The organism is Pedobacter sp. W3I1 (genome assembly GCF_030816015.1).
GTDB lineage: Bacteria > Bacteroidota > Bacteroidia > Sphingobacteriales > Sphingobacteriaceae > Pedobacter.
Window position 1 is genome coordinate 1,748,883 of record NZ_JAUSXN010000001.1, and the last position, 26,526, is coordinate 1,775,408.

At 37.5% G+C, this 26,526-nt stretch carries 26 protein-coding genes and 1 pseudogene; 10 read left to right on the top strand and 17 right to left on the bottom strand.

Going from position 1 to position 26,526, the window contains the following annotated elements; genetic code table 11:
- Positions 1 to 108: 108 nt before the first annotated feature.
- The 12 genes from QF042_RS07525 to QF042_RS07580 all read right to left on the bottom strand — a co-directional run bounded on the left by QF042_RS07525 (position 109) and on the right by QF042_RS07580 (position 10,706).
- Positions 109 to 1,419: a HAMP domain-containing sensor histidine kinase gene (locus tag QF042_RS07525; protein WP_307526854.1), complete on the bottom strand. Its 1,311-nt coding sequence runs from the start codon at positions 1,417 to 1,419 to the stop codon at positions 109 to 111.
- Between the two features lie 74 nt (positions 1,420 to 1,493).
- Positions 1,494 to 2,171, bottom strand: a complete 678-nt coding sequence (locus QF042_RS07530) for a response regulator transcription factor (protein WP_307526856.1) — start codon at positions 2,169 to 2,171, stop codon at positions 1,494 to 1,496.
- Between the two features lie 52 nt (positions 2,172 to 2,223).
- Complete coding sequence (locus QF042_RS07535; protein ID WP_307526858.1) at positions 2,224 to 3,420, bottom strand: aspartate aminotransferase family protein; 1,197 nt, start codon at positions 3,418 to 3,420, stop codon at positions 2,224 to 2,226.
- 69 nt (positions 3,421 to 3,489) lie between these two features.
- A complete protein-coding gene (locus tag QF042_RS07540; RefSeq protein ID WP_307526859.1) occupies positions 3,490 to 3,930 on the bottom strand; it encodes a hypothetical protein in 441 nt (146 codons plus the stop codon).
- Positions 3,931 to 3,935: 5 nt separating this feature from the next.
- On the bottom strand, positions 3,936 to 4,589 hold the full coding sequence (locus QF042_RS07545; protein ID WP_307526861.1) for a hypothetical protein: 654 nt from the start codon (positions 4,587 to 4,589) through the stop codon (positions 3,936 to 3,938).
- A gap of 33 nt (positions 4,590 to 4,622) precedes the next feature.
- Positions 4,623 to 5,183, bottom strand: coding sequence for an RNA polymerase sigma factor (locus QF042_RS07550; protein ID WP_025145705.1), 561 nt, complete (start codon positions 5,181 to 5,183; stop codon positions 4,623 to 4,625).
- Positions 5,184 to 5,262: 79 nt separating this feature from the next.
- Positions 5,263 to 6,219 (bottom strand): transketolase family protein, encoded by a 957-nt coding sequence (locus QF042_RS07555; RefSeq protein WP_029274068.1) that lies wholly within the window; start codon positions 6,217 to 6,219, stop codon positions 5,263 to 5,265.
- 140 nt (positions 6,220 to 6,359) lie between these two features.
- Positions 6,360 to 7,205, bottom strand: coding sequence for a transketolase (locus tag QF042_RS07560; RefSeq protein WP_131530458.1), 846 nt, complete (start codon positions 7,203 to 7,205; stop codon positions 6,360 to 6,362).
- A gap of 57 nt (positions 7,206 to 7,262) precedes the next feature.
- On the bottom strand, positions 7,263 to 7,727 hold the full coding sequence (gene bcp, locus QF042_RS07565; protein ID WP_307526871.1) for a thioredoxin-dependent thiol peroxidase: 465 nt from the start codon (positions 7,725 to 7,727) through the stop codon (positions 7,263 to 7,265).
- A 213-nt stretch (positions 7,728 to 7,940) separates the two neighbouring features.
- Complete coding sequence (locus QF042_RS07570) at positions 7,941 to 9,674, bottom strand: M23 family metallopeptidase (protein ID WP_307526873.1); 1,734 nt, start codon at positions 9,672 to 9,674, stop codon at positions 7,941 to 7,943.
- Between the two features lie 3 nt (positions 9,675 to 9,677).
- Entirely contained in the window at positions 9,678 to 10,289 is a 612-nt protein-coding gene (locus QF042_RS07575; protein ID WP_307526875.1) for a fumarylacetoacetate hydrolase family protein, read from the bottom strand.
- A gap of 75 nt (positions 10,290 to 10,364) precedes the next feature.
- Positions 10,365 to 10,706, bottom strand: coding sequence for a T9SS type A sorting domain-containing protein (locus QF042_RS07580; protein WP_307526876.1), 342 nt, complete (start codon positions 10,704 to 10,706; stop codon positions 10,365 to 10,367).
- A 368-nt stretch (positions 10,707 to 11,074) separates the two neighbouring features.
- Here QF042_RS07580 and QF042_RS07585 point away from each other — a divergent pair, with 368 nt between their 5' ends.
- Together QF042_RS07585 and QF042_RS07590 are read left to right on the top strand one after the other, a co-directional pair.
- Entirely contained in the window at positions 11,075 to 13,033 is a 1,959-nt protein-coding gene (locus QF042_RS07585; protein ID WP_307526878.1) for a KUP/HAK/KT family potassium transporter, read from the top strand.
- 3 nt (positions 13,034 to 13,036) lie between these two features.
- Entirely contained in the window at positions 13,037 to 13,189 is a 153-nt protein-coding gene (locus tag QF042_RS07590; RefSeq protein WP_307526880.1) for a hypothetical protein, read from the top strand.
- Between the two features lie 37 nt (positions 13,190 to 13,226).
- On the opposite strand, the gene QF042_RS07595 is transcribed toward QF042_RS07590, so the two are convergent.
- Together QF042_RS07595 and QF042_RS07600 are read right to left on the bottom strand one after the other, a co-directional pair.
- Positions 13,227 to 13,742: a transposase gene (locus QF042_RS07595; protein ID WP_307526882.1), complete on the bottom strand. Its 516-nt coding sequence runs from the start codon at positions 13,740 to 13,742 to the stop codon at positions 13,227 to 13,229.
- Between the two features lie 6 nt (positions 13,743 to 13,748).
- A pseudogene (locus tag QF042_RS07600) lies at positions 13,749 to 15,699 on the bottom strand (amino acid permease).
- Between the two features lie 292 nt (positions 15,700 to 15,991).
- Here QF042_RS07600 and QF042_RS07605 point away from each other — a divergent pair.
- A complete protein-coding gene (locus tag QF042_RS07605) occupies positions 15,992 to 17,209 on the top strand; it encodes an MFS transporter (RefSeq protein WP_307533262.1) in 1,218 nt (405 codons plus the stop codon).
- 1,265 nt (positions 17,210 to 18,474) lie between these two features.
- Here the strand turns inward: QF042_RS07605 and QF042_RS07610 are convergent.
- From QF042_RS07610 to yihA, 3 genes are all read right to left on the bottom strand, one after another.
- A complete protein-coding gene (locus QF042_RS07610) occupies positions 18,475 to 20,178 on the bottom strand; it encodes a M3 family oligoendopeptidase (RefSeq protein ID WP_307526887.1) in 1,704 nt (567 codons plus the stop codon).
- 111 nt (positions 20,179 to 20,289) lie between these two features.
- A complete protein-coding gene (locus QF042_RS07615; protein ID WP_307526889.1) occupies positions 20,290 to 21,147 on the bottom strand; it encodes a UbiA-like polyprenyltransferase in 858 nt (285 codons plus the stop codon).
- Positions 21,148 to 21,236: 89 nt separating this feature from the next.
- Positions 21,237 to 21,860 carry a ribosome biogenesis GTP-binding protein YihA/YsxC gene (gene yihA / locus QF042_RS07620; RefSeq protein WP_307526892.1) on the bottom strand — a complete coding sequence of 208 codons (624 nt, stop codon included), beginning with the start codon at positions 21,858 to 21,860 and terminating at the stop codon, positions 21,237 to 21,239.
- A 166-nt stretch (positions 21,861 to 22,026) separates the two neighbouring features.
- On the opposite strand from yihA, the gene ubiE reads away from it, so the two are divergent.
- From ubiE to QF042_RS07655, 7 genes are all read left to right on the top strand, one after another.
- Entirely contained in the window at positions 22,027 to 22,758 is a 732-nt protein-coding gene (ubiE, locus tag QF042_RS07625) for a bifunctional demethylmenaquinone methyltransferase/2-methoxy-6-polyprenyl-1,4-benzoquinol methylase UbiE (RefSeq protein WP_307526894.1), read from the top strand.
- Positions 22,755 to 23,552 carry an outer membrane beta-barrel protein gene (locus QF042_RS07630; RefSeq protein WP_307526896.1) on the top strand — a complete coding sequence of 266 codons (798 nt, stop codon included), beginning with the start codon at positions 22,755 to 22,757 and terminating at the stop codon, positions 23,550 to 23,552. The genes ubiE and QF042_RS07630 overlap by 4 nt, the downstream gene beginning before the upstream one ends.
- Before the next feature lie 89 nt (positions 23,553 to 23,641).
- Positions 23,642 to 24,400: an SDR family oxidoreductase gene (locus tag QF042_RS07635; protein ID WP_307526898.1), complete on the top strand. Its 759-nt coding sequence runs from the start codon at positions 23,642 to 23,644 to the stop codon at positions 24,398 to 24,400.
- A gap of 60 nt (positions 24,401 to 24,460) precedes the next feature.
- Entirely contained in the window at positions 24,461 to 24,907 is a 447-nt protein-coding gene (locus QF042_RS07640; protein ID WP_307526900.1) for a GatB/YqeY domain-containing protein, read from the top strand.
- 187 nt (positions 24,908 to 25,094) lie between these two features.
- Entirely contained in the window at positions 25,095 to 25,859 is a 765-nt protein-coding gene (locus QF042_RS07645) for an alpha/beta fold hydrolase (protein ID WP_307526902.1), read from the top strand.
- Positions 25,860 to 26,195 carry a CBS domain-containing protein gene (locus QF042_RS07650; RefSeq protein ID WP_307526905.1) on the top strand — a complete coding sequence of 112 codons (336 nt, stop codon included), beginning with the start codon at positions 25,860 to 25,862 and terminating at the stop codon, positions 26,193 to 26,195.
- Entirely contained in the window at positions 26,173 to 26,523 is a 351-nt protein-coding gene (locus tag QF042_RS07655) for a hypothetical protein (protein WP_307526907.1), read from the top strand. Before QF042_RS07650 ends, QF042_RS07655 begins: the two co-directional genes overlap by 23 nt.
- Positions 26,524 to 26,526 lie beyond the last annotated feature (3 nt).

The following is a 26,526-nucleotide window of genomic DNA, read 5'->3' on the forward strand; positions in this document are numbered from 1 at the left end:
ATCGGGTTGGTTTTTTATTATTAAGCAAAGCCCCTGCCAAAAAAAACGTCACCCTTTCCCGATCTTCACATGGATCAGGGTCTTGTTGATAGCGTTATCAGCGGAATCTCATTTTGAAAAGAATAAGAAAATACTGGTTCCTTTGTGTTCTTCAGATTTAATATCAACATCTATTTTATGGAATCGGGCAATACTTTGCACAATGGCCAACCCCAAACCAAAGCCATTTTCTTCGGTATTTCCCCTTTTAAAACGATCGAATGCATTTTCTACCAGTGCCGCACTCATGCCTGATCCGGTATCGCTGATGGTAAGGACATATTTTTCCGCTTCGGTTTTATCGGTTATGGCAATGGAACCGCCCACAACATTGTACTTTATTGCATTATTGATGATGTTGATTAAAAGGGTATGGATCAGTGCTTTATTTCCGGTGAAATGAAAATCCTTTGAAAGATGTGCGCTATAACTGATGTTTTTATCCGCTATTCGATCTTCCAGATCTTCATATATATCATCTATTTCGCGTTTAAGGCTAATTTCTTCTGTTTTTAGGTACTGATTGTTCTCAACCTTCGAAATGAGTAACAAACTGTTGATAATCACCTTTAACCGGTTCAGGGTTTTTAGTGATGCGTATATCTTATTTTCGTGCTCTACAGGAATATCTGGTGTGTTGAGCATATTTTCGAAACGTGTACTTAAAATTGAAATCGGGGTAAGTAACTCATGCGAAACGTTGGCAATAAACTGCTTTTCTAAAGCGAAAAGCGTATTTATTTTACGCATTAGAGAATTTATGCTGTTATCCAGGATTTTAAAATCACTGGTACTGGTGGGTATATTCTGGTAATTGTAATGGGAAGGATCATCAACCAGGTTGATTTTTTTATCGATAATGCGATAAAAGGGCTTGAGTAAGAAATTAGAGAAGGTATAATCAGCTACAAGGGTAATGAGCAGTGCCGCAACGAGTACAATCAGCATATAGAAACGGATTGAATTTTTAATCGATTGGAGTGCTGTCATCGTTTCTCCAATCTCCAGGTTGTACCAATTTGTATGATAAGAGAATTTATAGTTTAAGATGCGATATACTTCAATATCCCCCTCAATCTCTCTTTTCTCGGTAAATACCTTCGCCGTAGAATCTTTTTGATTATCGGGTATATCCGTTAATACAATAAATTCTTCCTTTAATATATTGTAGTCGGTAAATGATTGTTCTTTATTTAAAAGGCTGTCGATCTCATCATCATTTAAATTTTCGATGATTTTGTTCTTCTTTTTGATTAAACGGTTATCAAGCTGGTTGTAGGCAAGTCTGTCTAGTGAGAATAAAATGATAGCACCCAACACCAATATGATGGCGATTTTGGTTACTGCATTGTATAAAGAAAACTTAACCTGTAACTTCATTTTGTTTAATCGTTCATTGGTTCATTGGTAGATTGGCGCTTAACTTCTGACCTCGGACTTCTGACTTCCCGACTCTAGCAATTAATCCTATAGCCAATACTCCTTACGGTTTCAAACCAATCGGTGGGGTTAACCGCTGCAAGTTTTTTTCGCAGGTTTTTAACATGAACATCAACAAAGTTGGAATCAGAATTTACTTCTAAAATATCGCCCCAAACGTGCTCAGTTAAACTCATTCTCGATACCACACGGTTTTTGTTCAGCACCAAATAGTTAAATATTTCGAATTCCTTTTTGGTAAGATTTAATCTTTCATCACCAAAAGAAACAGTTCTGTTCTGGATATTGAGCAAGAAGTTGTGAATGTTTACCTCGTTTTTTTCTAACTTATGTTTTCTACGGGTAATGGCGTGCATACGCGCTAAAAGTTCGTTTAGCGAAAATGGTTTTGGCAAATAATCGTCTGCACCTTCATCAAGACCTTTAATCCGGTCGTCGACAGCACTACGGGCTGTTAAAATGATTACGGCGTCATCCCGGTCTTTCATAGATTTCAACTCTTTCAAAATATCGAAACCATCGCCATCGGGTAAGCCCAGATCTAATAAAATGAAATCGTAATTGTTTACAAATATCTTTTCTTCTGCAGAAGATTTTTTCCAGGCGTGCTCTACAATAAATCCTTCTTTGCTCAAGAATTCATCCATTTCAAGCGCCAGGCTTTTTTCATCTTCAACTATGAGTACGTTCATTTTATATTGCTAAATTGTTTTATTGTTCAATTGTTTATAAACCGAAAACTGCTTACTGCGAACCGAAAACTGAATTTACATTTTTAAGAATGATTGTGCAAGCTTCTTCAATTTCTTCTTTGGTAATAATTAAAGGAGGGGCAATGCGCATAGAATTGCTGCAGTGTAAAAACCAGTCTGACAATACACCGTCTAAGATACAGGCATCTATGATTTTTTTATTGATCTCGAAATTCTCAAACTCGAGAGCAAGCATCAATCCTTTTCCCCTAATTTCTTTAATGGCAGGATGTTGAAGGAGCTGTTTAAACAATTGCCCTTTTTCTTCTACTTCATCCACAATGTGATCATCAACCAAGGTACGTAAAGTAGCCAACCCGGCAGCACAACAAACCGGATGACCACCAAAAGTAGTCATGTGACCCAAAATTGGCGTATGCGATAATACCGACATAATTTCCAATGAACTGATAAAAGCCCCAATTGGCATTCCACCGCCAATTCCTTTCGCCAGGAGTAGCACATCAGGTACAACATTGTAATGCTCGAAAGCAAACATTTTACCGCTGCGGCCAAAGCCGGATTGTATTTCGTCGAAAATTAATAAAGTTCCTGTTTCTGTGCATTTTGCTCGCAAAGCTTGCATATAGTTTAAATTGGCAACCCTTATTCCGGCTTCACCTTGTATGGGCTCAATAAAAACAGCAGCAATTTCTGTAGTGATTTTTTCGAGATCAGGAACGTTATTATGCTCAATAAAACTTACGTGTGGCAAAAATGGCCCATATCCTGAGGAATAGAAATCGCTTTCCATTAAACTTTCAGCTCCTTGTGTACTGCCGTGATAAGCGTTTTTACAGGCAATAAATCCTTTTCTGCCTGTATAACGTTTGGCCAGTTTCATGGCACCTTCTACAGCTTCAGTCCCTGAGTTTAAAAAGTAGGTACAGCTTAAACTTTCGGGTAAAATATCGGCAAGGGCTTTGGCAAAATTTACCTGAGGTGTTTGCACATATTCGCCATAAACCATCAGGTGCATATAAGTTTCTGCCTGCTCTTGGATAGCCTTAACCACAGCCGGATGACAATGGCCCACATTACTTACACCGATACCGGCAATAAGATCAATGTGTTTTTTGTTTTGGGCATCGTAAATGTAAATTCCTTTTGCCCTTACAAATTCGAGCATAAGTGGCTCAGGAGAAGTTTGTGCATTGTGTTGTAAAAACAACTGACGTTGGGTAAGCATAGCACAAAAGTACGGAAATGATAGAGCGCTTTAAAACAAAAAAGACCTACATTGCTGTAAGTCTTTTCTTTATTGTTTGTGGCCACCTTTAAATCTATTGAGTAACTCTCTTTTAAAACCTTCTTGGGCCCGGTAAAACTTTCCAACAATTTTTATCGGCAATACCGCTTTAAGTTTGTTGTAATATTTTTTATCAAGATTAAGATCTTTTTGCTTGAAGTCGAATTCGCTGGTAATTAAACTTTGTACCTGTGCATCGGTTAGATTATCTATTTCAGTCGTTTTTCTGAAAGAAATCATTTTCTGCATGCGTTCTTTGCGCAAAGCAGTTTGTTCTGCTTGCATATCGTTATAAATCGGCCAGAAAATCTTAGCCTCTTCTGGTGATAAGTCCAGTTTTTGAGTGAAAAAAGCTATTTTAAGTGATTCTATTTCTTCTCCCTTTGGTTTTTGTGCCAATAGGGTAGTGGGTAATAAAAACATTAAAGCAACAAAAAGTAAATTTTTCATTTTCATTAATTATTTAATTCCTGAGATAAATCATTTGATGAGAAATTACTCAGGATGTAGTTTTCCATTTCTGTATCTGACGCAGAAGTAGTTTTTGTATTAGATGTTGTGTTTTGCGCTTCTAAATGATCGATGATAGTACTTTCGTCAATATCATACAATAGCTGTTCGTTTATTGCTTCTGCTGATTGTGCCTGCTGAACCGTAGTTGTTGAGCCGTTCTGGTAAAAATAAACCCCAAACGAAGCTATTAATAAGAAGCAGGCTGCACTTGCATATTTAACAATGTTGCGTCTCCATAAAGGAATAACTTTAGCTTCCTTTCTAGGTTCCGATGCTGCAATTCTATTGGCAATTCTACTCTGTAATGTATCGAAATAATTTTCGGGTACTGTAAAGGACTGTTCTGCTTTAGGCAGCTCAGACAAGGCAATTCGGGTTTGTATTCGTTCCGTTAAATCTTCAAAATAATTCTGCGGAACTTCAAAATTATTGTCACTGGTTTTCTGCTTCAACCCATCTAAAAAGATAGCAGAAAAAATAGCCTCATCACCATTTTCGAAATATCCATCAGGAACGGCGAATGGATTGCGTTTCCCCATTGCCGCAAGTGCAGGAGCTTCGTTCATCCAATCGTTATTTTCTATATTTTCGTTCATCACAGATATATGATACAATTAAAGTGAAAAGGTTTAATAGTCTATTTCATCATTTGTAATAAAAGCTTCAATTTTTTTTGCTGCGATGTGAAATGATGCTTTTAAAGCGCCTACAGAGGTTCCTAAAACTTCCGAAATCTCTTCATATTTCATATCATCAAAATACTTCATGTTAAAGATAATCCGTTGTTTTTCGGGTAAGGTGAGGATTGCTTTCTGCAGTTTAAGCTCCAGTTTATCGCCGTTAAAATAAGATGATGCCACTAAATTATCGGCGAGTTCTGATGATACTTCGTCTAAAGGCGTATTGTTACGCTGCTTTTGCTTATTTAAGAAAGTGATAGATTCGTTGGTGGCAATACGGTAAATCCAGGTGTAGAGCTGAGAATCGCTTCTAAATTTATCAAGGTTTTTCCAAACTTTAACAAATACTTCCTGCAAAAGGTCATCACAATCATCATGGTTTAAAACCAGTCTGCGAATGTGCCAATATATTTTTTGCTGATATTTTTTTAACAACAGGTTAAAGGCTTCATTACGCGTGCGCTCGACAGCAAACATGGCAAGAATTTCTGAATCTTCAACTTGTTTCATTATGTATAGATTTGAGAAGTGAGAATTGTGATATGAGATTTGATTTTATGTCTCAAACCTCATATCGAATATCTCAAATCTATTTTTTTCTGCCAATTACTTTTTGAACAGCTTCTACAATGTTTACAGCATCTAAGCCATATTTAGACATTAATTGATCTGGTGTTCCGCTTTCGCCAAAAGTATCGTTAGTGGCCACAAACTCTTGTGGTGTTGGCAATTCGGTCGTTAACAAACGGGCTACACTTTCGCCTAAGCCACCAAATTTATTATGCTCTTCGCAGGTAACCACACAACCAGTTTTTTTAACTGATTTTAAGATGGCTTCGTCATCTAAAGGTTTGATGGTGTGTATATTGATAATTTCGGCATCGATACCCAATTCAGCTAATTTTTCACCAGCTTCGATTGCTTTCCAAACCATGTGGCCGGTTGCAATAATGGTAACATCTGTTCCTTCGTTAACCATCCAAGCTTTACCGATCTCAAATTTTTGATCCGGATCTGTAAAAACAGGGATTACCGGACGACCAAAACGTAAATAAACAGGGCCTTCATATTCTGCAATGGCCATTGTTGCGGCTTTAGTCTGGTTGTAATCACAAGGATTAATCACCACCATGCCTGGCAACATTTTCATTAAGCCAATATCTTCTAAAATCTGGTGTGTTGCACCATCTTCGCCTAAGGTTAAACCAGCATGAGATGCACAGATTTTAACGTTTTTGTTTGAATAAGCTACCGATTGACGGATCTGATCGTAAACACGGCCCGTAGAAAAGTTGGCAAAAGTACCTGTAAAAGGGATTTTACCGCCAATGGTCATGCCTGCTGCGATACCGATCATGTTTGCTTCTGCAATGCCAACCTGTGTAAAACGCTCCGGAAAATCTTTAATGAAAGCATCCATTTTAAGCGATCCAACTAAATCGGCACATAAGGCAACCACATTTTCGTTTTTCTTTCCGGCCTCATGTAAGCCAGCTCCAAAACCCGAACGTGTATCTTTTTTTTCTGTATATGTATATTTTTTCACGTTTTTATATTTTTTAATTAGCTGCGTTCAAGCTTGCTTCGCAGGTTTTCATTGTTTTTTAGATATGAGATGTGAGATTTTAGATGTGAGATCAGGCGACAATTAGTCTCAAATCTCATATCTATTGTCTCAAATCTAGTTTAATAGTCCCCTAAAGTTTCTGGTAATTGTGCTAAAGCTAAAGCTAACTGCTCATCATTAGGCGCTGTACCGTGCCATTTGTGAGAACCCATCATATAATCTACGCCAGCACCCATTTGAGTACTCATTAAATTTAAGATTGGTTTACCTTTTCCGGTTAGTGTTTTAGCATAATGTAAACCTTCAACAATGGCTTGCATATCGTTACCATCAGTATTGATTACATGCCAGCCAAAAGCTTCGAATTTAGCTTGTAAATCATCTAAGGCAAGAACTTTACTTGTAGGGCCATCAATTTGCTGTCCGTTATAATCAACTGATGCAATTAAATGATCTACTTTATTGAAAGGTGCGAACATTGCTGCTTCCCAATTTTGTCCTTCCTGTAATTCTCCATCACCTAATAAGGCAAAAATGTAAGATTTATCGCCATTTAACTTCTTAGCCAATGCCGCACCAATGGCAACTGATAAGCCCTGGCCTAACGAGCCTGAAGCAATACGGATACCTGGTAAATGCTCATGTGTAGTTGGGTGACCTTGTAATCTGGAATTTAGTTTACGGAAAGTTGCCAGTTCGCTTTTGTCGAAATAACCAGCATGAGCCAATGTGCTGTACCAAACCGGAGAAATATGTCCGTTCGAAAGAAAGAATAAATCTTCGCCTGCGCCTTCCATAGTGAAATCTGTTTTGTGGTTCAAAACTTCAAAATATAAAGCGGTAAAAAAATCTGTACATCCAAGCGAAGCGCCTGGGTGACCAGATTGACATCCGTGAACCATTCTTACGATATCTCTTCTGATTTGAGAGGCAATATCTTCTAGCTCTTTAATTGTATGTTTCATTAAAATAAGAGGTTGTTGTTACATAGCAAAGGTAATATTTTACCCGCTATATCATAATTAGTTATTGATTAAATTGAGTACTTGTTCTGTTGAGTTTTTTGTGTCAACTTTTTTGATGATATGGGTAATTTTTCCATCGCCATCTATAATAAAAGTGGTGCGAACCGTGCCCATGTATTTTTTGCCATACATGTTTTTTTCTGCCCATACACCATAGTCATTTACAATTTTCTGATCAGTATCGGCCAGTAAGGTAAATGGTAAATTATGTTTGGTTACAAATTTCTGGTGCGATTTTTCATCGTCAACACTAACGCCTAAAACTACAATGCCTTTGGCCTGTAAACCTTGGTAGTTATCTCTGAAATCGCAAGCTTCGGCGGTACAACCAGGAGTATCGTCTTTTGGATAAAAATAAAGCACAACTGTTTTGCCTTTATAATCGCTTAGTGAAACTTCAATGCCGTTTTGATCTTTTGATGTGATTGCCGGTGCCTGATCACCTTCTTTTAACTCTGCCATATTTATAATGATTGAATTTTGAATGCTTTAATGATGGAGTGTAATTAAATGATTGAATTTTGAATGATAGAATGTTTAATCATGCCTGCAATTTAAACAGTTTAACCTATTATACTGTTGGATATATGTTAAAAGATGACATTTCTTCGTTTATGTAATGAAAAGCGGAGGTCAATATGATCTTGAAATCCCATCATCCTAAACATCCTATTGCTATTTAAAAAATGTTAACGTATATTTTCTGGTATTCTCTTTCATGTCGATCACAACCAGTTCCAGTTTATGTTTTCCGGAAGTTGTTCTTTCGTCGAAACTGTGCCATAAGGTCGCTGTTTTGGTATCGAATTCCATCAGTGCCCACTTTCCATCGATATAACCATTAAAACTTTTTATTCCGGAAAGATTGTCGCTGATTTTGAAAAATATTTTAGATAAACCTGCCATGTTTTTCCCTTCAGCAATATTTACGGGTACTATTCTCGGTGCAATGGTATCTATAGCGATATAAAAGCTGCCAAAGTTTTTTGGCGTAGCCTTAATATATCCATTATCGAAAAACCCGCCTTGGGATGAACCATTTGAGTTTACAATCAAAGCTTTGCTTCTTAAGTTCTCCGGAAGATTATCAGCCTTGATTGAGATATCGAAACCGATGTGCAATGGCGTATACTTATTGTGAATCTGATGTACAGCCGACCATGCATTACCAGTTGGTTTAGGCAGTTTTTTATAAGTGAAGTTTAAATCGCTGTACAATGTTCCCTGTGGAAAAACGACTTTAATGTCGTCGGTATTAAATTCATTCACCTTATTATATGGATAAATTATGCCAGCAGGAACACTTGCTTTTGCTACCGGCGCTAACCCCGCATTTACGGTGAAAGGCAAAACAGATGAATTTCCTTTCGAATCGGTAATGATATACCGAAGCTGGTGTGTGGCGCCATCGTTAAAATTAATTCTTCCGCTATTGACTAAACCGCTATAAATTTTTAAAGGGTTACCAGGTTCAACAAAACTTTTTTGGATACTTCTTTTGGTATTTAAGTAGGTAGGATAATCGATATGCGAATTAATGGCCTTACTATCTTCGAAAGCAAAACGCTCCAGGGCAGAAGTGTATACTTTCTTGCCATCTACCTCTAGCTGAATGGAGTATACACCATTGGTGCCCGATAAACCATTATGCCGATCGGTTACCACGATCCCGAAACCAACCTCACCGGTTAAGCTAATGGATGCAGTGGTTTTATAACTGCCATTTGCTCCACTAATGCCAATGGCCTGTTTTGGTGTATTTTCGTTAAAGGTTTTGCCATTTAAGCGATACACGTACAATCCATGAATAGCGGGTGGAATATTATCGGGGATGACGATCCCGAAAAACTGCGGATTTATGGTTTCTTCAGTTTTGGTATCTCTGATTTCGAAATGCAAATGCGGGCCGCCTGAGCTACCACGGTTACCAGACCAGGCAATGATCTCGCCTTTATGTACCGGAATTAATGTGGCATCAGGAAATTCATCAATCTCAAACGATTTTTTTTCATATTCAAGATTTTTAATATTTGTGGCAATTTTTGGAGCGAAACGCTGTAGGTGGCCGTAAACTGTGGTAAAACCATTAGGGTGATTGATGTATAGTGCCTGTCCAAAACCACTGTTCTGAACCCTTAACCTCGAAATATACCCATCTGCAACAGCATAAACAGGATAACCTTCGCGCTGGTTGGTCCTGAAATCAATTCCAGAGTGAAAGTGATTGCCTCTGATTTCTCCAAAAGAACCTGCAAGGGCAGGAGGGCTAATGTCTAAAGGTTGTCTGAAATCTGTAATCGGGTATTTATTCGTACTGAAAATCTGTTGTGCCTGAACAAGGGTTGATGCAAATAAAAGGCAAATTGAAATGGAAAACTTTAACTTGTATTGGATCGGGTTTTTAATCATTCGTTACTTTACATCAAAATTTAAAAGTTGCTTTCCTTCTAACCAGGCTTCTAATTTATCGTCTTTATTTATTTTTCCGACGCCCTGTGGGGTTCCGGTAAAAATTAAATCACCTTTTTTTAAAGTAATATATTGAGAAACAAAGCTGATTATCTTCTCGAACGAGAATAACAAATCTTTAGTATGGCCAATCTGACGACTCTCACCGTTGATCTTTAACTCAAATTTTAAATTGTAAAGATCTTCATAATCACTTTTAGGCAAAAAAATACTGATTGGTGCTGAGTTATCAAAAGCTTTGGCCAGCTCCCAGGGTAATCCCTTCTCTTTATGTTTGCTCTGAATATCGCGTGCAGTGAAATCGATCCCTAATCCTACTTCATTATAATAATTAGCGGCAAACTTTTCGGCAATGTGTTTTCCTTCCTTGCAGATTTTTAATACCACTTCGAGTTCGTAGTGAACATCATCAGAAAAATCGGGTAGATAAAAAGGTTTATTGTCTTTTAAAACGGCTGTATCTGGTTTCAGGAAAATTACTGGTGTGGTTGGAACCGGATTGTTCAGTTCTTTTGCATGTTCGGCATAATTTCGGCCAATGGCGATGATCTTCATTCTTAAGAATATGAAATATGATAAAATAGACGGGAATTAAATCCACATCAATCAAAAATAGAAAAGAAAATGGTGTTATAAAACTGATATCCGTTTTACCTGGCTTTCTGAACCGGCAATAACCCTTAAAAAGTAAATGCCTGGGTTAATTCTGTTAGGGATGATGAAGCTTTTGGTCTGCTCACCGGCATTTAAACGTTCGTTTGAAAGTGTTGCCACTTCATTTCCCAATAAATCGATGATTTTGATTGTAGTTTGGGTACCATCTTTTCCTATAGATAAAATAATATTTAACTGATCTTCTACTGGATTAGGGTATATTTTTACGATGCTTAACAATTTGTCTTTCGCTACAACTGTTGCATTTTTAGGAGTTGTAGAATAAGTATTGAACATTCCGGAACCACCTACTGCCATATAAAGCGGTTTATATGGAGTGATATTCGCTTTAATTTCAGGAATTCGGCTTACTTTTTTGGTTCTGTTTTTTAAACTAATGTGAATGCTATCAGTTTGTTGCGACCAAGAATTTACGCTGCATAGCAAAACAATGCACAATGTGCATGCAAGTTTTGTGAGTAACGTTATCTTAGTGTAGAGTTTCATCAAATTGGTATAGCAAATGTATTAATTTAAAACAAAGAAATTAAACATTTTGTTTAAAACCCATAATTTAACACAATTTAACAATAAAATTTAATTTTCATAGTGTTAAAAATACACAATAATTTGGTTGTTAAATTGTTATAGTTAGTTTACTTTTGCCGCACTAAATAATCAACGAAGTGTCAAATCATAAAAATGTCAACGCGTTAACCGCCGGCGGTGTTCTAATTAGTTTAGGAATTGTGTTCGGTGACATTGGTACATCACCTCTATATACCTTAAATGCAATTTTTACAACCATTTTAGGGGGTAAGCAAGATATCAATCCAACCAATGTTCTAGGCGTTTTATCCTGTATCATTTGGACACTAACCTTACAAACCACCATTAAGTATGTTATTATTACCCTAAGAGCCGATAATAAGGGCGAGGGGGGGATTTTCTCTTTATTCTCACTGGTGCGCAAAAAGGCTAAGTGGCTAGTGGTTCCAGCCGTTGTAGGTGGCTGTGCATTACTTGCAGATGGTATTATCACTCCCAGTATTACCGTAACATCGGCAATTGAAGGGCTTACCAATAAGTTTGAGGTGCCGGTTATTCCAATTGTATTAGGCATTTTAACAGTTCTGTTTATTATCCAGCAGTTCGGAACCAACCTGGTAGGGAAGCTATTTGGCCCGGTAATGTTTGTTTGGTTTGCTGTTTTGGGGGTTTTAGGTGTATCTTTTATTATTAAAGATTTCAGTATTTTAAAGGCATTTAACCCTTACTATGCCATTCATTTATTGGTTACCAATAAATTGGCATTTTTAATTCTTGGCGGTGTGTTTTTATGTACAACAGGGGCAGAGGCTTTATATTCTGACTTGGGCCACTGTGGTAGAAATAACATTAGAATCAGTTGGGTTTTTGTAAAGTTAACCCTTATTCTAAACTATCTAGGACAAGGCGTTTGGATTTTGCAGAACAGCGGGAGTTACATTCCTGGGGCAAAAATGAATCCATTTTTCCAGATCGTTCCTGATCAGTTTCAAATTCCAATGGTAATACTGGCTACAATGGCGGCAGTAATTGCCAGTCAGGCTTTAATTAGTGGCTCTTTTACCTTAATTGCTGAGGCAGTACGTTTAAACCTTTGGCCTAAAATTAAAATTGTTTACCCATCAGTTTCTAAAGGCCAGTTATACGTTCCTTCGATTAACTGGATGTTGTGGATTGGTTGCTGCGGTATTGTACTGTTGTTCCAAAAAGCTGAGAAAATGGATGCGGCCTATGGTTTATCGATCACGATAGCCATGTTAATGACCACCATTTTGGTGAGTTTTTATTTGAGAAGCAAACGTTTCCCGAAATATTTAGTTGCGATATTCTTTTTTACTTATGTAATTATTGAGGGTACATTTTTGATCAGTAATTTAACCAAATTCCTACATGGTGGTTGGGTAACGGTATTAATCGGTTCTTTATTATTTACGGTAATGTGGAGTTGGTTTGTAGCCCGTAAAATCAAAAACCGCTTTGTTAAATATGTCGAAATAGAAGATTATTATGAGATTTTAACTGAATTAAGCAGCGATGAATCCGTTCCAAAATACTCCTCTCAACTGGTTTATTTAACGAGTGCCAACTTTAAAACTGAGATCGAATCGAAGATCATCTATTCTATTATACAAAAGGAACCAAAACGTGCTGATGTGTACTGGTTGGTGCATGTTGATGTAATGGACGAGCCTTATACCTTAGATTATAAGGTCGAATTCCTAATCCCCGGCAAGTTAATCAGAATTGATTTTAGATTAGGCTTCAGGATTGAGCAACGGGTGAATTTATTGTACCGTAAAGTGGTTGAAGAGTTAGTGAAAAACGGAGAGATCGATATTACCAGCCAGTATACCTCGTTAAACAAACATAAAATTGCAGGCGATTTCAGGTTTGTTCTTTTAGAAAAACATTTATCTAAGTTTACTAAACTGAGTTTTTATGAGAGACAGATTATGGATTACTACTTTATCCTTAAAAAATTAAGTTTATCAGAAGAGCGGAGTTTTGGTTTAGACAGCAGTTATGTTGATGTAGAGAAAGTTCCATTAATTTTCGTTACACCAGATGATATTGAATTAAACAGGTTGCCGGTTTAACTCATGAGAACTGCGATTTTAATATTGGCTATGAGTTTGTTTATAGCCGGACCTATAGCTAAACTATACCATCTTGATCATGCCAATAATTATATGATTGCATCCGGATTAGGGCTGGTGATGATTACTGCGCTGGCTTTTATAAAGAAGAAATAAAAAAGAGTCCTCTTTCTGAAAAGAAAAGGGGATTTTTTTATAAATGGAATTTGTCCTCATTCCATTTGCTGGGATTATTTATGATGTAATTTGAAATATTTTGATACGCTCTTTCATCGCGGATAATGTGCTCATAATAGTTCCTTTGCCAGAGCTTGCCCATCGTTTTGTCATGCGATTTGTAAAGATTTAGACATGCATTCGAAACAATTGATTTGTAAGCTCCGACGATGTCAGCAATTGTCGGGGCGACCGCAAGGGTCGCCCCGACAGGAGAAGAAATATCTGATAATACAATTATGCCATGCATATGATTCGGCATGATCTGAAAAACATCAAGCTCGAAATTTGAAAATCTATCAGCTAAATTAATCCATTCATTGTAAGCGATAGTTCCAGATTTATTCAGGATCATTTCATTGCCTGAAACTTTTCCAAATCTATGGATTCTATTTTCACAGCAGATCGTGATGAAATAAGCTCCTGCTTTTGAATAATCATAGCCCTTTAACCTAATCGATCTCCGATGATGTATTAAAGGATTGTATTTCATTTTAATTTAAATCTCTGGATTTGCCAGTTTACTATGTCTGTAACCATAAGCAAAATAAACCATAAGCCCAATTACCAGCCAGATACCAAAACCGATCCAGTTCGAAATGCCAAGTTCGCACATCATATATAAACAGCTAATCAATCCCAAAACAGGAATTAGCGATAAGTTTTTAGTAATGCAATAGTAGGTAATGATGACGCAGATGATCAGGAAAATCCACATGGGGATTTTGTGCTTAAATAAACCCCAGCCGCTTTCATATTTCTTTTCTACTGGTACTTTTGAGGCTGAAATAAACTGCTCATAACGATCAGCAGGTAATGAACTTAGATAAGATTCTGCGTCTACTTTTTCTGCTAAAATAATTTGAGGAGCCGAATTTTTAACAATCTCCTCCTTCACTATTTTCAGCTCATCGCCACTTAGAGAAGTGACAAAAGTTACGGTTTGGATTGTTTTAGGCGAATTGAAAAAGAATGCTTTGGTTTCCTTTCCGTATTTTGCGAATGCAAAAATTATGGTTGCAATTAAAACAACAGGAACAATAAACTTACTATTTACATAAGGTATTTTGAATTTTCCACGTTGTACATCGGGCCTGTTTTGTAATACTAAAACCCCTGCACAAACCAGCACGAAAGCGAAAAGTGTTCCGATAGAACAGAGATCGGTAACGATGGTAAGATTCATAAACAACGATGGTACAGCCACCACAAAGCCTACCACAATAGTTGCAAATGAAGGTGTTTTATATTTCGGGTGAATTTTAGAAAAAGATTTCGGTAATAGGCCGTCTCTGCTCATGCTCATCCAGATACGTGGCTGACCCATTTGGAAAACCAAAAGTACGCTTGCCATGGCAAATACTGCACTTACTGCAATAATGCCACTCATTAATTTTAAATTAATCTGATCAAAAACGAATGCTAACGGATCACCAACGGCTAAGGTATCAGATTTAACAATACCCGTTAAAACCAGTGCAATGGCTACGTACAAGATGGTACAGATAATAATCGCCCACATCATTCCGCGGGGTAAATCGCGTTGTGGATTTTTACATTCTTCGGCTGTTGTAGAAATAGCATCGAAACCGATATAGGCAAAAAATACTGCTGAAACACCCTTTAGCACGCCAGAAACGCCGTTCGGAGCAAATGGATCCCAGTTTTTGGTGTCTACATAAAATATACCTACCGCTAATACCAAAAGAATTACCGCAAGTTTAACTACCACCATAGCGTTGCTGGCATTGCGACTTTCTTTCATTCCGCGGTAAATTAACCAGGTTATTAAAATGATAATACCTAAAGCAGGAATGTCTGCAACGAGGTGAAAACTACCGATTTGTGGTGCGGTAAGCCATGCATTATTGGCCAAGGCTGTAGCCGGATCTAAATCTACAAGATTTTTGCCGGCGGCCAAAAGCGCTTCCGCGTGTTTATGCCCGTTATAAGCGCTGAGGTAATCCATTGTCATCCAATCGGGTACATGGATGCCATCTATGCCAAGGGGAGGTATTTTGATAGTAGAGAGTAGTCCTGTAAAGTAATCAGACCAGGATATGGCTACCGTAATATTACCGATGGAATATTCCATAATGAGCGACCAACCGATAATCCATGCAACCAGTTCGCCAAAGGCCACATAAGAATAGGTGTAAGCACTACCAGAAACAGGTACCATTGAAGCAAACTCTGCGTAAGCAAAGGCCGCAAAACTACAGGCAACTGCTGTAAAAATAAACAAAAAGATTACCGCTGGACCACCATCTGCACTTGCTTTGCCAATCGTACTAAAAATTCCTGCTCCAATAATCGCTGCAATTCCAAAAGCTGTTAAATCGCGTACACCGAGTGTTTTATGTAATGTAATTTTCATGGTCGCCATAGCCTTTTGCCGCATCTTGTAATATCTTGGAAATAGATTTCTTTCTGAATAGCTTTTCGAACATCTTTTGTTTGCTTGTTTCTTCAAACTTATAAAAAGTTTGGTTAAAAACGTTTAAAGCAGGATATAATTTTCAATTCACTATCTATTGGATAGCATAATGACATCGAAAAGGATTGTATTTATTAGATTAAAGTAAAAATTTGCAATTATTTGGCTTGAATAATCCTTTGTTTGATTCGCATAATTTTAGGATGAGTGAAAATTCTAATTTTGCTCTTAATAATCAATCATATAGGTAAGGGCACTTAAATATATGTTTGATTAGAATATTTAAATACCATTACAGTACCAATATGAATGCAAATACAGCACAAATAAAATACATTAAAGAACGTCACCAGGGCTTGGCTACTTTACTAGCCTTTGCCTTAATTCCCTTGTCGGGTTTTGCTACCGATATTTACATCCCCTCTTTGCCAACAATGGCTGGCGAAATGCAGGTAAGCAGTGTTCAGGTTCAACTTACATTAAGTATCTTTTTAATTAGCTATGGTGTTTCGCAACTTTTTATCGGGAGTGTGCTCGATAGCTTTGGCAGGTATAAGATCTGTCTGTACTCGCTATTAATCTTCGCTGCTGCAAGTATCATTATTGCCACAACCCATAACATTTATCTTATTTATTTAATGCGCATTATTCATGGGCTTACTGTAGGCGCAATTGTTGTGGCAAAAAGGGCTTACTTTGTCGATCTTTTCGAGGGTGAGCAGCTTAAACATTATCTGAGTTTGTTTTCCATCATCTGGTCTACAGGACCAATTGTAGCACCATTTATTGGCGGTTATCTTCAAACGGTATTTGGCTGGGAATCTAATTTCTATTTTTTGGCCGGGTTTGCACTTGTTTTTGCTGTGTTGGAGTTATTGTTCAGTGGCGAAACCTTGAAACATTTTACCGATTTTCAACTGAAAAAGATAACAGGTATTTATATCGAAATGATTAAAACAACGAGCTTTACACTAGGTATTGTAATGTTGGGTTTAGCCTATTGTATGGTGATGGTTTACAATATGACCGGTCCGTTTATTATTGAGCACCACTTTAAATTTTCTCCGGTTATTGCAGGCTATACTTCCTTGTTTTTAGGCTTTGCGTGGATGGTTGGAGGCTTTATCGGTAAGGCCACCATTAACAGGCCCTTCTTTAAAAGGTTAATGATCAACTCGCTGTTTCAGGTAGCATTTGTAGTCCTGATGATTATAAGCTTAAATTTTGTTTCTAACATCTGGTCGTTAATTTTCTTTGCCTTTTTAATCCATGTAGGAGCGGGCTTTACCTTTAATAATTACTTTACTTTCTGCCTGAGCAAATTTCCGAAAAATGCAGGCATTGCAGGTGGATTAACAGGAGGGATTACCTATGTGATTGTTTCGTTTTTAAGTTATGGCATCGTAAACCTGATTCCTGCTAAAGATGAACGAAACCTCAGTTACAGTTATTTGATTATGATCTTAATATCTGTTTTAGTGATGTTCGTCATCCTCAGGATTAGGAAAAAGGATGAAGCGTAATTTATGGGAGATGATGTGTTTTTTCTCCTTCTAAGTGAAGTCGAAGATTTTTTGAAGAGCAGCGTCTGTATTTCATAGTCAGGGTTCTGTCCTGCTGTTTGTTACAATCCTTTTTGGGAAATTTTGGTAAAAACAATCTATCCAATGCCCAAAAAGGGATTTTCACTTCCATCAGGTCTATTATTTGGGTACAGCAGATAAAACATTGGTTTTGATTACCAAAAAATATGAAGTGAGTGCTGGCTGCATTCTCGCTTAGTTTCCGTGCCTTAGTGTTTCGTGGCAAAAAATGCTTAGCGAGGTGCTAAGGCCGGTTGACAATTCTTCCTCGGGTTGTCACGCTGAGGTGGAATTTAGTTCATAAAAATCAATATAAATAACAGGGTATTCTAAAGGAGATAAATGATCTCGAAGTATCGTCATTCCCAACTCGATTGGGAACCACGAAGTGCTCATCGCAGATAATCTTAATGCAAGTGCTTTAAGATTCCCGCCTGCGCCTATCGTGTGAACACATCTTTTATAAGAATGGTTTAGGCATCATGCTAGCTGGCTTTTAATAAACCACAGTCTTTACCGAAGGACGCCGTCAATCCCAAGTGGCGGAAGAATCAAAAAAATAGGAGTACAACTGCTGAAATAGCATTTCCAAACCTGAAACGCAGTGGTTTTGTGTTCATTAGCACTGAATTTAAAGTTTAATATAAATTGAACACAAAACGAAGTGCCACTGTTTTTTTGATGAGCGTGGGCGGTGAGAAGCCACATTGCTGGATTGACAAAGCGCTTTGGGTACTTTGGCGCTCCAAAGTACCATGCCCCCGCGGCAAAGAGCGGAAAAATAAATAAATATTTGTGCCGACACTTGATAGTCTTTTTAAAATCAGGGGTCTCTTAACAGCAGGAAAGATGCTGATCCCGAAGCTTCGGGACAGCATGACGATCGACCAAGGCAACGACGCTAAAAACAAATGTAAATTGACAGTGATGTGTCCACACGATAGGCCTGCGTGGGAATGACGATCACACTAGCAGATTCTGTCATTGATAGCAGAGTCGAAGAGTCTACAATATCCATGCTGTGATAAAATAATTAAACTTCAGTTCTAGCGAGAGGCTAAGACCAGAACTAGTATTAATCTGTGTTCATCCTTTTTATCTGTGGTTATAAACCAAAAAAGTCGTGGCAAAATGCCACGACCTCTGATATATTTTACTATGAGGGGAAAACTTTCAACCCTCCACCTTAAAACCTTCCACCTTCCTTATCCCAATTTCTCCAGTTCTGTTTTTACAAAACTCGCCAGCTCTTTCACATACTCAGCACTAAAATCAAATTTGATTCCGGCAGTTTCATATATTTCGTTCATGGGTTTGGTGTAACCCAGCGCAAGTGCCGCTAAATATTGTTCTAAAGCTTTTTCAGGATTTTCTTTATAATTTTTCCAAACCGCAATGGCACCTAACTGGGCAATTGCATATTCGATATAATAAAAAGGAACTTCGAATAAATGCAGTTGTTTTTGCCAGCCATTTCCGAATTGTTGTTCTAAGTCTGTCCAGTCGGCAAAACCAGCACCAAAACGGTTAAAAATCTGCTTAAAGGTTTCTTCACGATCAGCTGCAGTATGGTCGGGATTGGTATAAATCCAGTGTTGAAACTGGTCTATTACCGCTACCCAAGGCAAAGTTTTTAAAACATCGGCCAATTGTTCTTTTTTAGCACGGTTTAAATCTTCTTCATTGTCGAAATAAACATCCCACTTATCCATTGAGATTAATTCCATACTCATCGATGCCAGCTCAGCTACTTCAGATGGACAGTGTTTAAAGTCGTTTAACTCTAAATTTGCCGTTAAAAAGGTATGAATTGCATGACCACCTTCATGAACCATTGTGGTTAAATCACGCAACGAATTTGCTGAGTTCATAAATATGAAAGGTGCTCCCGTTTCGGCCAAAGGATAATTATAACCGCCTGGTGCTTTACCCTTTCTACTCTCCACATCAAAAAGGTTATTGGCCTTCATCGTTGCCAGTTTTGCGCCTAATTTTTCATCAATGGCATTAAAACAGGCAATACTTTTATCAATTAACTCTTCACCATTGTTAAAAGGTTTTAAAGCTGGTTTTCCACTTATACTCACTTCTAAATCCCAGGGCTTTAACACTTCTAGCCCTAAAGCTTCGCGGCGTTTTTCGGCTTGCTCTTTTAAAATCGGTACGATCTCTTTTTCAATGGCATTGGCAAAATCGTAACAATCTTGCGGGCTATAATCGAAACGACCTAAAGCCTGAAACATGTAATCACGGTAGTTTTCAAAACCTGCATTTAAGGCAACCTGATTACGCAGTTTAATCAACTCATCAAACAATACGTTTAAATCATCTTTATCAATTAAGCGGCGTTGTTGGATCGTTTTCCATGCATTTTCGCGTACCGCGCGGTTTAAATCTTTAATAAAGATCGAGGCTTGTTCCAAAGTATATTCCTGGCCGTTTAGCTCCACGCTCATGGCGCCTGTAATGCTTTGGTATTTTTGTTGTTTCACCTGTAATTCGGTAAACAGCTCAACATTTTCATCACGGTAAAGCTCCAACGCCTTTTTAATCGCACGGCTGTAAACGAAATATTTTTCTTTGTCTAAATCATCCATAAAGGGACTCTCGACAAATTTTTTGTTCAATTCGTTGGCTAACGGAGAAATTTTCGGCTCTATTTCAGTTGCAAAATATTGGAAATTTTTAACCAATTCTTCATTTGCGGTATCGCAGCTCATTTTGATATATCTCCAGGCAAAATCCTCTTCTAAGGCAGCTTCAAGCTCCGAACGGTCTTTTAACCAATGCTCTAACGCAGCGGTGCTGGTTATTTCGCGGTTTTGCAGTTCGGTAAAAAGTGGTTCTAAATTTTCCCAGGTAATGCTTAATTCCTGTGGGATATATGTTCTAGGTTTCTTAGTTATCATAATAGTTAATTGTTAAATTAGAGAATGAGTGATTGAGTGAATGGTTTACGACACAATGTTATATTCTCTCATTCAAAAATCAATCATTCAATCACTCGGCCTTCACTCATTTTATTTATGTCTTAAATACGCGTCAATCAAAAAGCATAGGGCAAACACTACCGAAGCATAACCATTTAAGGTTTGAAATGCCCTGTTTACTTTGCTGATATCATTTGGTTTTACCAGTAAGTGCTGATAAATTAACATCGAACAGAAAAACACGATACCTACGTAATAAACCCAACTAAACGATGTAAAAAACACAGGCAAAATAACACAGGTGGCAGAGAGTATATGCAGTAGCACTGAAACATTTAAAGCATTTTTAATGCCAAGCGCCGATGGGATGGAGTGTAATTTTTCTTCACGATCAAATTCTTCATCCTGTAAGGCATATATAATATCAAACCCACTTACCCAAAACAATACGGTTAAGGAGTAAAGTACAGGAACCAGCGCAAAATGTCCGGTTACGGCAATGTAAGCGCCAATAGGCGCAAGCGCCAGGCCTAAGCCCAATACCAAGTGGCAAAGCGCCGTAAATCTTTTGGTATAACTATAAAACAAAACCACAAACAAAGCCACTGGCGATAAATAGAAACAAAGCGGGTTAATGAAGTAGGTGGTAATGGCGAAAAGCACGCAATTGGCAATAACGAAAATCAACGCCTCATTTGCCGAAACTTTACCAGCAGGGATATCGCGCATTTTGGTGCGTGGATTTTTTGCATCGATATTTCTGTCGAGATAACGGTTAAAAGCCATGGCCGAGTTTCTGGCAAAAACCATACAGAGCAAAACCAAAATCAGTTTATACCAGGAAAATGGGTTTTCTGTTGTGGTTACGCCCAAAAAGAAACCAATCATGGCAAATGGTAGCGCAAAAACAGAGTGGGCGAATAATACGAGTGAAAAGTATTTTTTCATTTTTTTTTAGAACTGATTACACAGATTATTTGATTACACAGATTTTTTAATGTTAGACTGAAAATTGTGCGCTGTAAACTGATAACTGGTTAAAACTTCTTATAATCTGTAGGAACAACAAAGTCTTTATTTACCTCATAAATGAAATCAAGCACTTCATCTTTACCAGTTCCTTTTTCGGCAGAAGAAATAAAGGTGGCAGGAATCTCTTCGAAAAATTCGCCTAATTTTTTCTTAAAGGCAGCTACATTTTTCTGGGTGGTGGTCATGCCCTGCTTATCGGCTTTGGTAAAAATTAACGAAAACGGTATCTGTTTTTCGCCTAACCAATAGCAAAATTCAATATCAATTCCCTGAGGTTCTAAACGGCTGTCTATCAAAACAAAAACACATTGCAAACTTTCTCTCTTGGTTATATAGGCGCGGATAAATTTTTCCCATTTCTCTCTGCTGGTTTTCGAAACCTTGGCATAACCATAACCAGGTAAATCGACAATATACCATTTCTCGTTTATCAGAAAGTGATTAATTAACTGTGTTTTTCCCGGCCGTTGAGAGGTTTTGGCCAATCCATGCTGATTAACCAACATATTGATTAATGAAGATTTACCCACGTTAGAGCGACCAATAAATGCATATTCGGGCATAGTTGGTACGGGTAGTGCCGAAATCTGGGTGTTGCTGCAAACAAATGTTGCCGTTTTGATAATCATAGCGCAAAGGTAGGGTTTTGAGTCCGAAGTCCGAAGTCGGAAGTCTAAAGTACAAATTGATAATTTTTTTAAATATGATTTTTGACAATACACTGAATACTTTGCATCAAAGACTTCGGACTCCGGACTAAAGACTCCCGACTTTTATCTATCTTTGCTCCATATCATGAATCAGAATATCACCCCATACCAAGTAGAAGATGCAACTAAAAAAGAGCAGGTTGCAACCATGTTTAACAACATTTCTGGCACTTACGATTTTTTAAACCATTTTCTTTCTTTAGGTATTGATGTATTATGGCGCAAGAAAGCCATTAAAGAACTGGTTTCCATCCATCCAAGAACTTTACTTGATGTAGCTACAGGAACTGGCGATTTTGCTTTTGAAGCCATTAAAAAGCTTCATCCCGAAAAAGTAATTGGCGTTGATATTTCTGAAGGGATGTTAGACGTGGCCAGGAAGAAAATTAACGAGCGTAGTTTAAACGAAGTTTTTACCGTTCAGGTAGGCGATTCTGAAGGACTGCATTTCGAAAATGATACTTTTGATGCCATTACCTGCGCATATGGTGTACGTAACTTCGAAAACCTCGAAAAGGGATTAACGGATATGTACCGGGTATTAAAGCCCAATGGGAAAATGGTGATACTGGAATTTTCAAAACCAAAGGTTTTTCCGGTAAAACAATTGTATAGTTTTTATTTTAAACAGATAACACCTTTCTTTGGAAAACTATTTTCTAAGGACCATAGAGCCTATACTTATTTGCCAGAGTCGGTAGCTGCTTTTCCTGATGGAGAAGATTTTACCAACCTGATGGAAAAAGTTGGCTTTAAAAGTACCAAACAAAGAATTTTAACGTTTGGAATAAGTTCGATATATGTAGGAACCAAATGATCAGAAAATTAAGCCTCATTCTTTCCCTTTTTATTGTTTCTACAACCACCTTTGCTCAAAATTGGGGTGGTGGAATAGATGATGAAGATTGGAGTTTTGGTTTTAATTTCCAGTATATCTCAGCCGAATACAAAATTCTTAAAAAGCAAAATTGGCGATCGCCTTTTTATGAAGTGACAAATTCGCTAGATCCTTCTTACGATCCAAATTCGGGCGTTCCGGTTACCTCAACATTAAATTCTATTTCGAGCCCACCTTCTCAAGGTTTTGGATTAGGTTTTGTAATGAATAGAATGATTTCTGATAACTTCGATATCAGGGCAACACCTTCCATTATTTTTAGCGATAGGGTAGTAACTTACGAATACGAACCTATGGCGCCGATTAATGTAGGCAACGGGCAAACAAAAAACTTTCAAACGGTGGTAGAAAGAAAAGTGCAGGCTACCATGTTCGAATTTCCATTAGGCCTAAAGGTGAAGTCGAACCGGATGAACAATTTTAGGGTATACTGGTTAGGCGGTGCTAAATATTCGATCGATATCGCCTCGAAAAAGAAAACCTTCGATGAAGGAGAAACAGCCGTAAATAAGTTGTTAAAAAATCAAAGAAATTACCTTTCGTACGAAACGGGTATTGGTTTCGATATTTATTTCGAGTATTTCAAAATGTCGCCCGAAATAAAACTCTCATATTCAACCAACGATTTGCTTCAACACGACAATACTGTTTACGCCAATCCAATAGATAAGTTGAAATTACGTCAATTAACATTCAGTTTGATTTTTCAATAGTCCTGCAATTCAAAAAAACTTACCTTTGTTGGTGTAGGTAAATCAAAGATGATATCTTAAAGGATTACCGATACTTAAAATTCATAAAAATGTCTAAAATCGCATTAATTACAGGTGCAACTTCTGGTATTGGCGAAGCTTGCGCACATACATTTGCCCAACAAGGCTATAACCTCGTATTATTGGCCCGCAGAGAAGATCGGTTGGCTAAAATTGCTCATCATTTAGAAGATAAATATGCCATTACCATTAAACAGGTTTTTGCTGATGTTCGCAATAAAGAAAGTCTTACCGCTGCTTTAGAAGTTTTGCCAGCAGAATGGAAAAAGGTTGATGTTTTGATTAACAATGCAGGCTTGAGCCAGGGTTTAGATCCGATTGATAAAGGCGATACGAATGACTGGGATACCATGATTGATACCAATGTGAAGGGTTTGCTTTATGTAACCAAAATTGTTGCCAACTGGATGATACCAAACCAATCGGGCCATATTATTAACATTGGTTCTATTGCCGGGAAAGAAGTTTATCCAAATGGAAACGTATATTGTGCCAGCAAACATGCAGTTGATGCTTTGAGTAAAGGTATGCGTATCGATTTATTGCCCCATGGCATAAAGGTTACCGAAATTAATCCAGGCATGGTAGAAACCGAATTTTCAGTGGTGCGCTTTAAAGGCGATGAAGACCGGGCGAAAAAGGTATATGAAAACTTTGAGCCCTTAATAGCCGATGATATTGCCGATGCCATTTGGTATGTGGTAAGCAGACCAAAGCATGTTAACATAAATGATATGCTGATTATGCCAACCGCTCAGGCAACGGCGACGATAATTAACAAGGGGTAAAAGTTCAGTTAGCAGTTTTCAGTTAACAATTCAACAATTTATCAATAGAACAATTTAACAATGATATCTACAATAATAGATCAGGAAATAAAAAAAGCCATGTTGGCTAAAAACAATGCACAGTTAAGAGGTTTAAGAGCAATAAAAGCAGCTTTACTTTTAGCTAAAACAGAGAAAGGATCTCCAGAAGAAATTACGGAAGAAACTGAACTTAAAATTCTTCAGAAACTGATTAAACAACGCCGCGAATCTGCTGATATTTACAAGCAACAAAATCGCGAAGATTTGTATCAGGTAGAGGAAGAAGAAATTGAAGTGATTAATCAATTTTTACCGAAACAGTTAGATAGAGCAGAGGTTGCTGTAATTATCGAAGCAGTAATAAAACAATCTGGTGCTACATCGGTTAAGGATATGGGGAAGGTAATGGGGATGGCAAATGCAACACTTGCAGGTAAAGCTGATGGTAAATTAATTGCGGAGATTGTTAAAGAAAAACTAGCCTAGCGGAGTTTAAAGACTAAAGCTAAAAACTTGTTGTAAAATACGTATCTTGATACTTAATACTTGTTTCTCGATACTCAAAAGTAGGTTTTTATACCGTTTTCGATTTTATTTCAGAAAAATGGCATATAAATACATAAATTTAATTTTACTCTACTAACTTAGTAGCACAATACCATCTAGAATATATATGACTTACCCGATAATAGAAGAGGACGGATTTAAATACATTGAAGCTGGAACAGGCGAGACACTGGTATTGCTACATGGCCTAATGGGCGAACTAAGCAATTGGGAACTGGTTATCGAACAGTTTAAAGATCGCTATCGCGTAATTATTCCAATTTTACCAATTTACGATTTGCCTATTTTAACATTGGGCGTAAAGGCATTGTCGAGATATCTTCATCGCTTTTTAAAATATAAAAATTTAAACCAGGTAGTGCTTGTAGGCAATTCGCTTGGCGGCCACGTAGGTTTAGTATTTACGGTTGCCCATCAGGAGTTTGTTAAAGCCCTGGTACTAACAGGTAGTTCTGGTTTATACGAAAATGCTTTTGGAGGATCTTTCCCACGTAGAGAGAGTTACGATTACATTAAAGAAAAGGTAGAATTTACTTTTTACGATCCTGCAACGGCAACCAAAGAACTGGTTGATGACGTTTTTAAAACGGTTAACGACAGGTCGAGGGTGATTAGGATTTTAACCATGGCAAAATCGGCAATCCGCCACAACATGGCTAAAGAATTATCGAAAATTACGATACCGGTTTCCTTAATATGGGGTAAAAATGATAAGGTTACCCCACCAGAAGTGGCAAAAGAATTTCATGAATTGTTGCCAAATTCGGAATTAAATTGGGTTGATAAATGTGGGCATGCGCCTATGATGGAACAACCACAAATATTTAATGCATTTTTAGAGAAATTTTTAGATAGAATATTGTTAAAATAAATGTTTGCAGCAGAAATCATATCAGATGCAATTCCATCACTAAAGGCCGGTGACACGGTGCAGAAAGCTTTAGATCGTATGAACGATTTTAAGCTAAAGCATTTACCCGTTGTTAACGAGGTAACTTTATTAGGTTTGGTTTCTGAAGATGATTTATTAAATGTTGATAATCACGACACCCTTTTAAGCGATAGTTCGGTAAACATGCTTAATGTTTTTGTGTTGAGTAATATGCATACTTATGATGTAATCAGGTTAATTGAGTCAGCTAAAATTAACCGCTGTTCCCGTTTTAGATCAACAAAAAAATTATGTGGGTTTAATATCTATCAATAACATGGTAAATGCCGTTGCCGAACAGTATGCGGTAAATGAACCTGGCGGAATTATCGTTTTGGAGATTAGTAACCGCGATAATTCGCTGGCACATATTGCACAGATTGTTGAAGCTGATAATGCGCAGGTGCTCTCTTCTTATGTTAATTCTTTCGAAGATTCTACACGTTTAGAAGTAACGCTCAAAGTAAATAAAACAGAAATTACTTCATTGGTAGCCTCTTTCGAAAGATATGATTATCTGGTTAAAGAGGTATACAATAACACACAGATTGATGATGGATCGCAGGAGCGTTACGATTCTTTCATGAACTATTTAAATGTATAAACC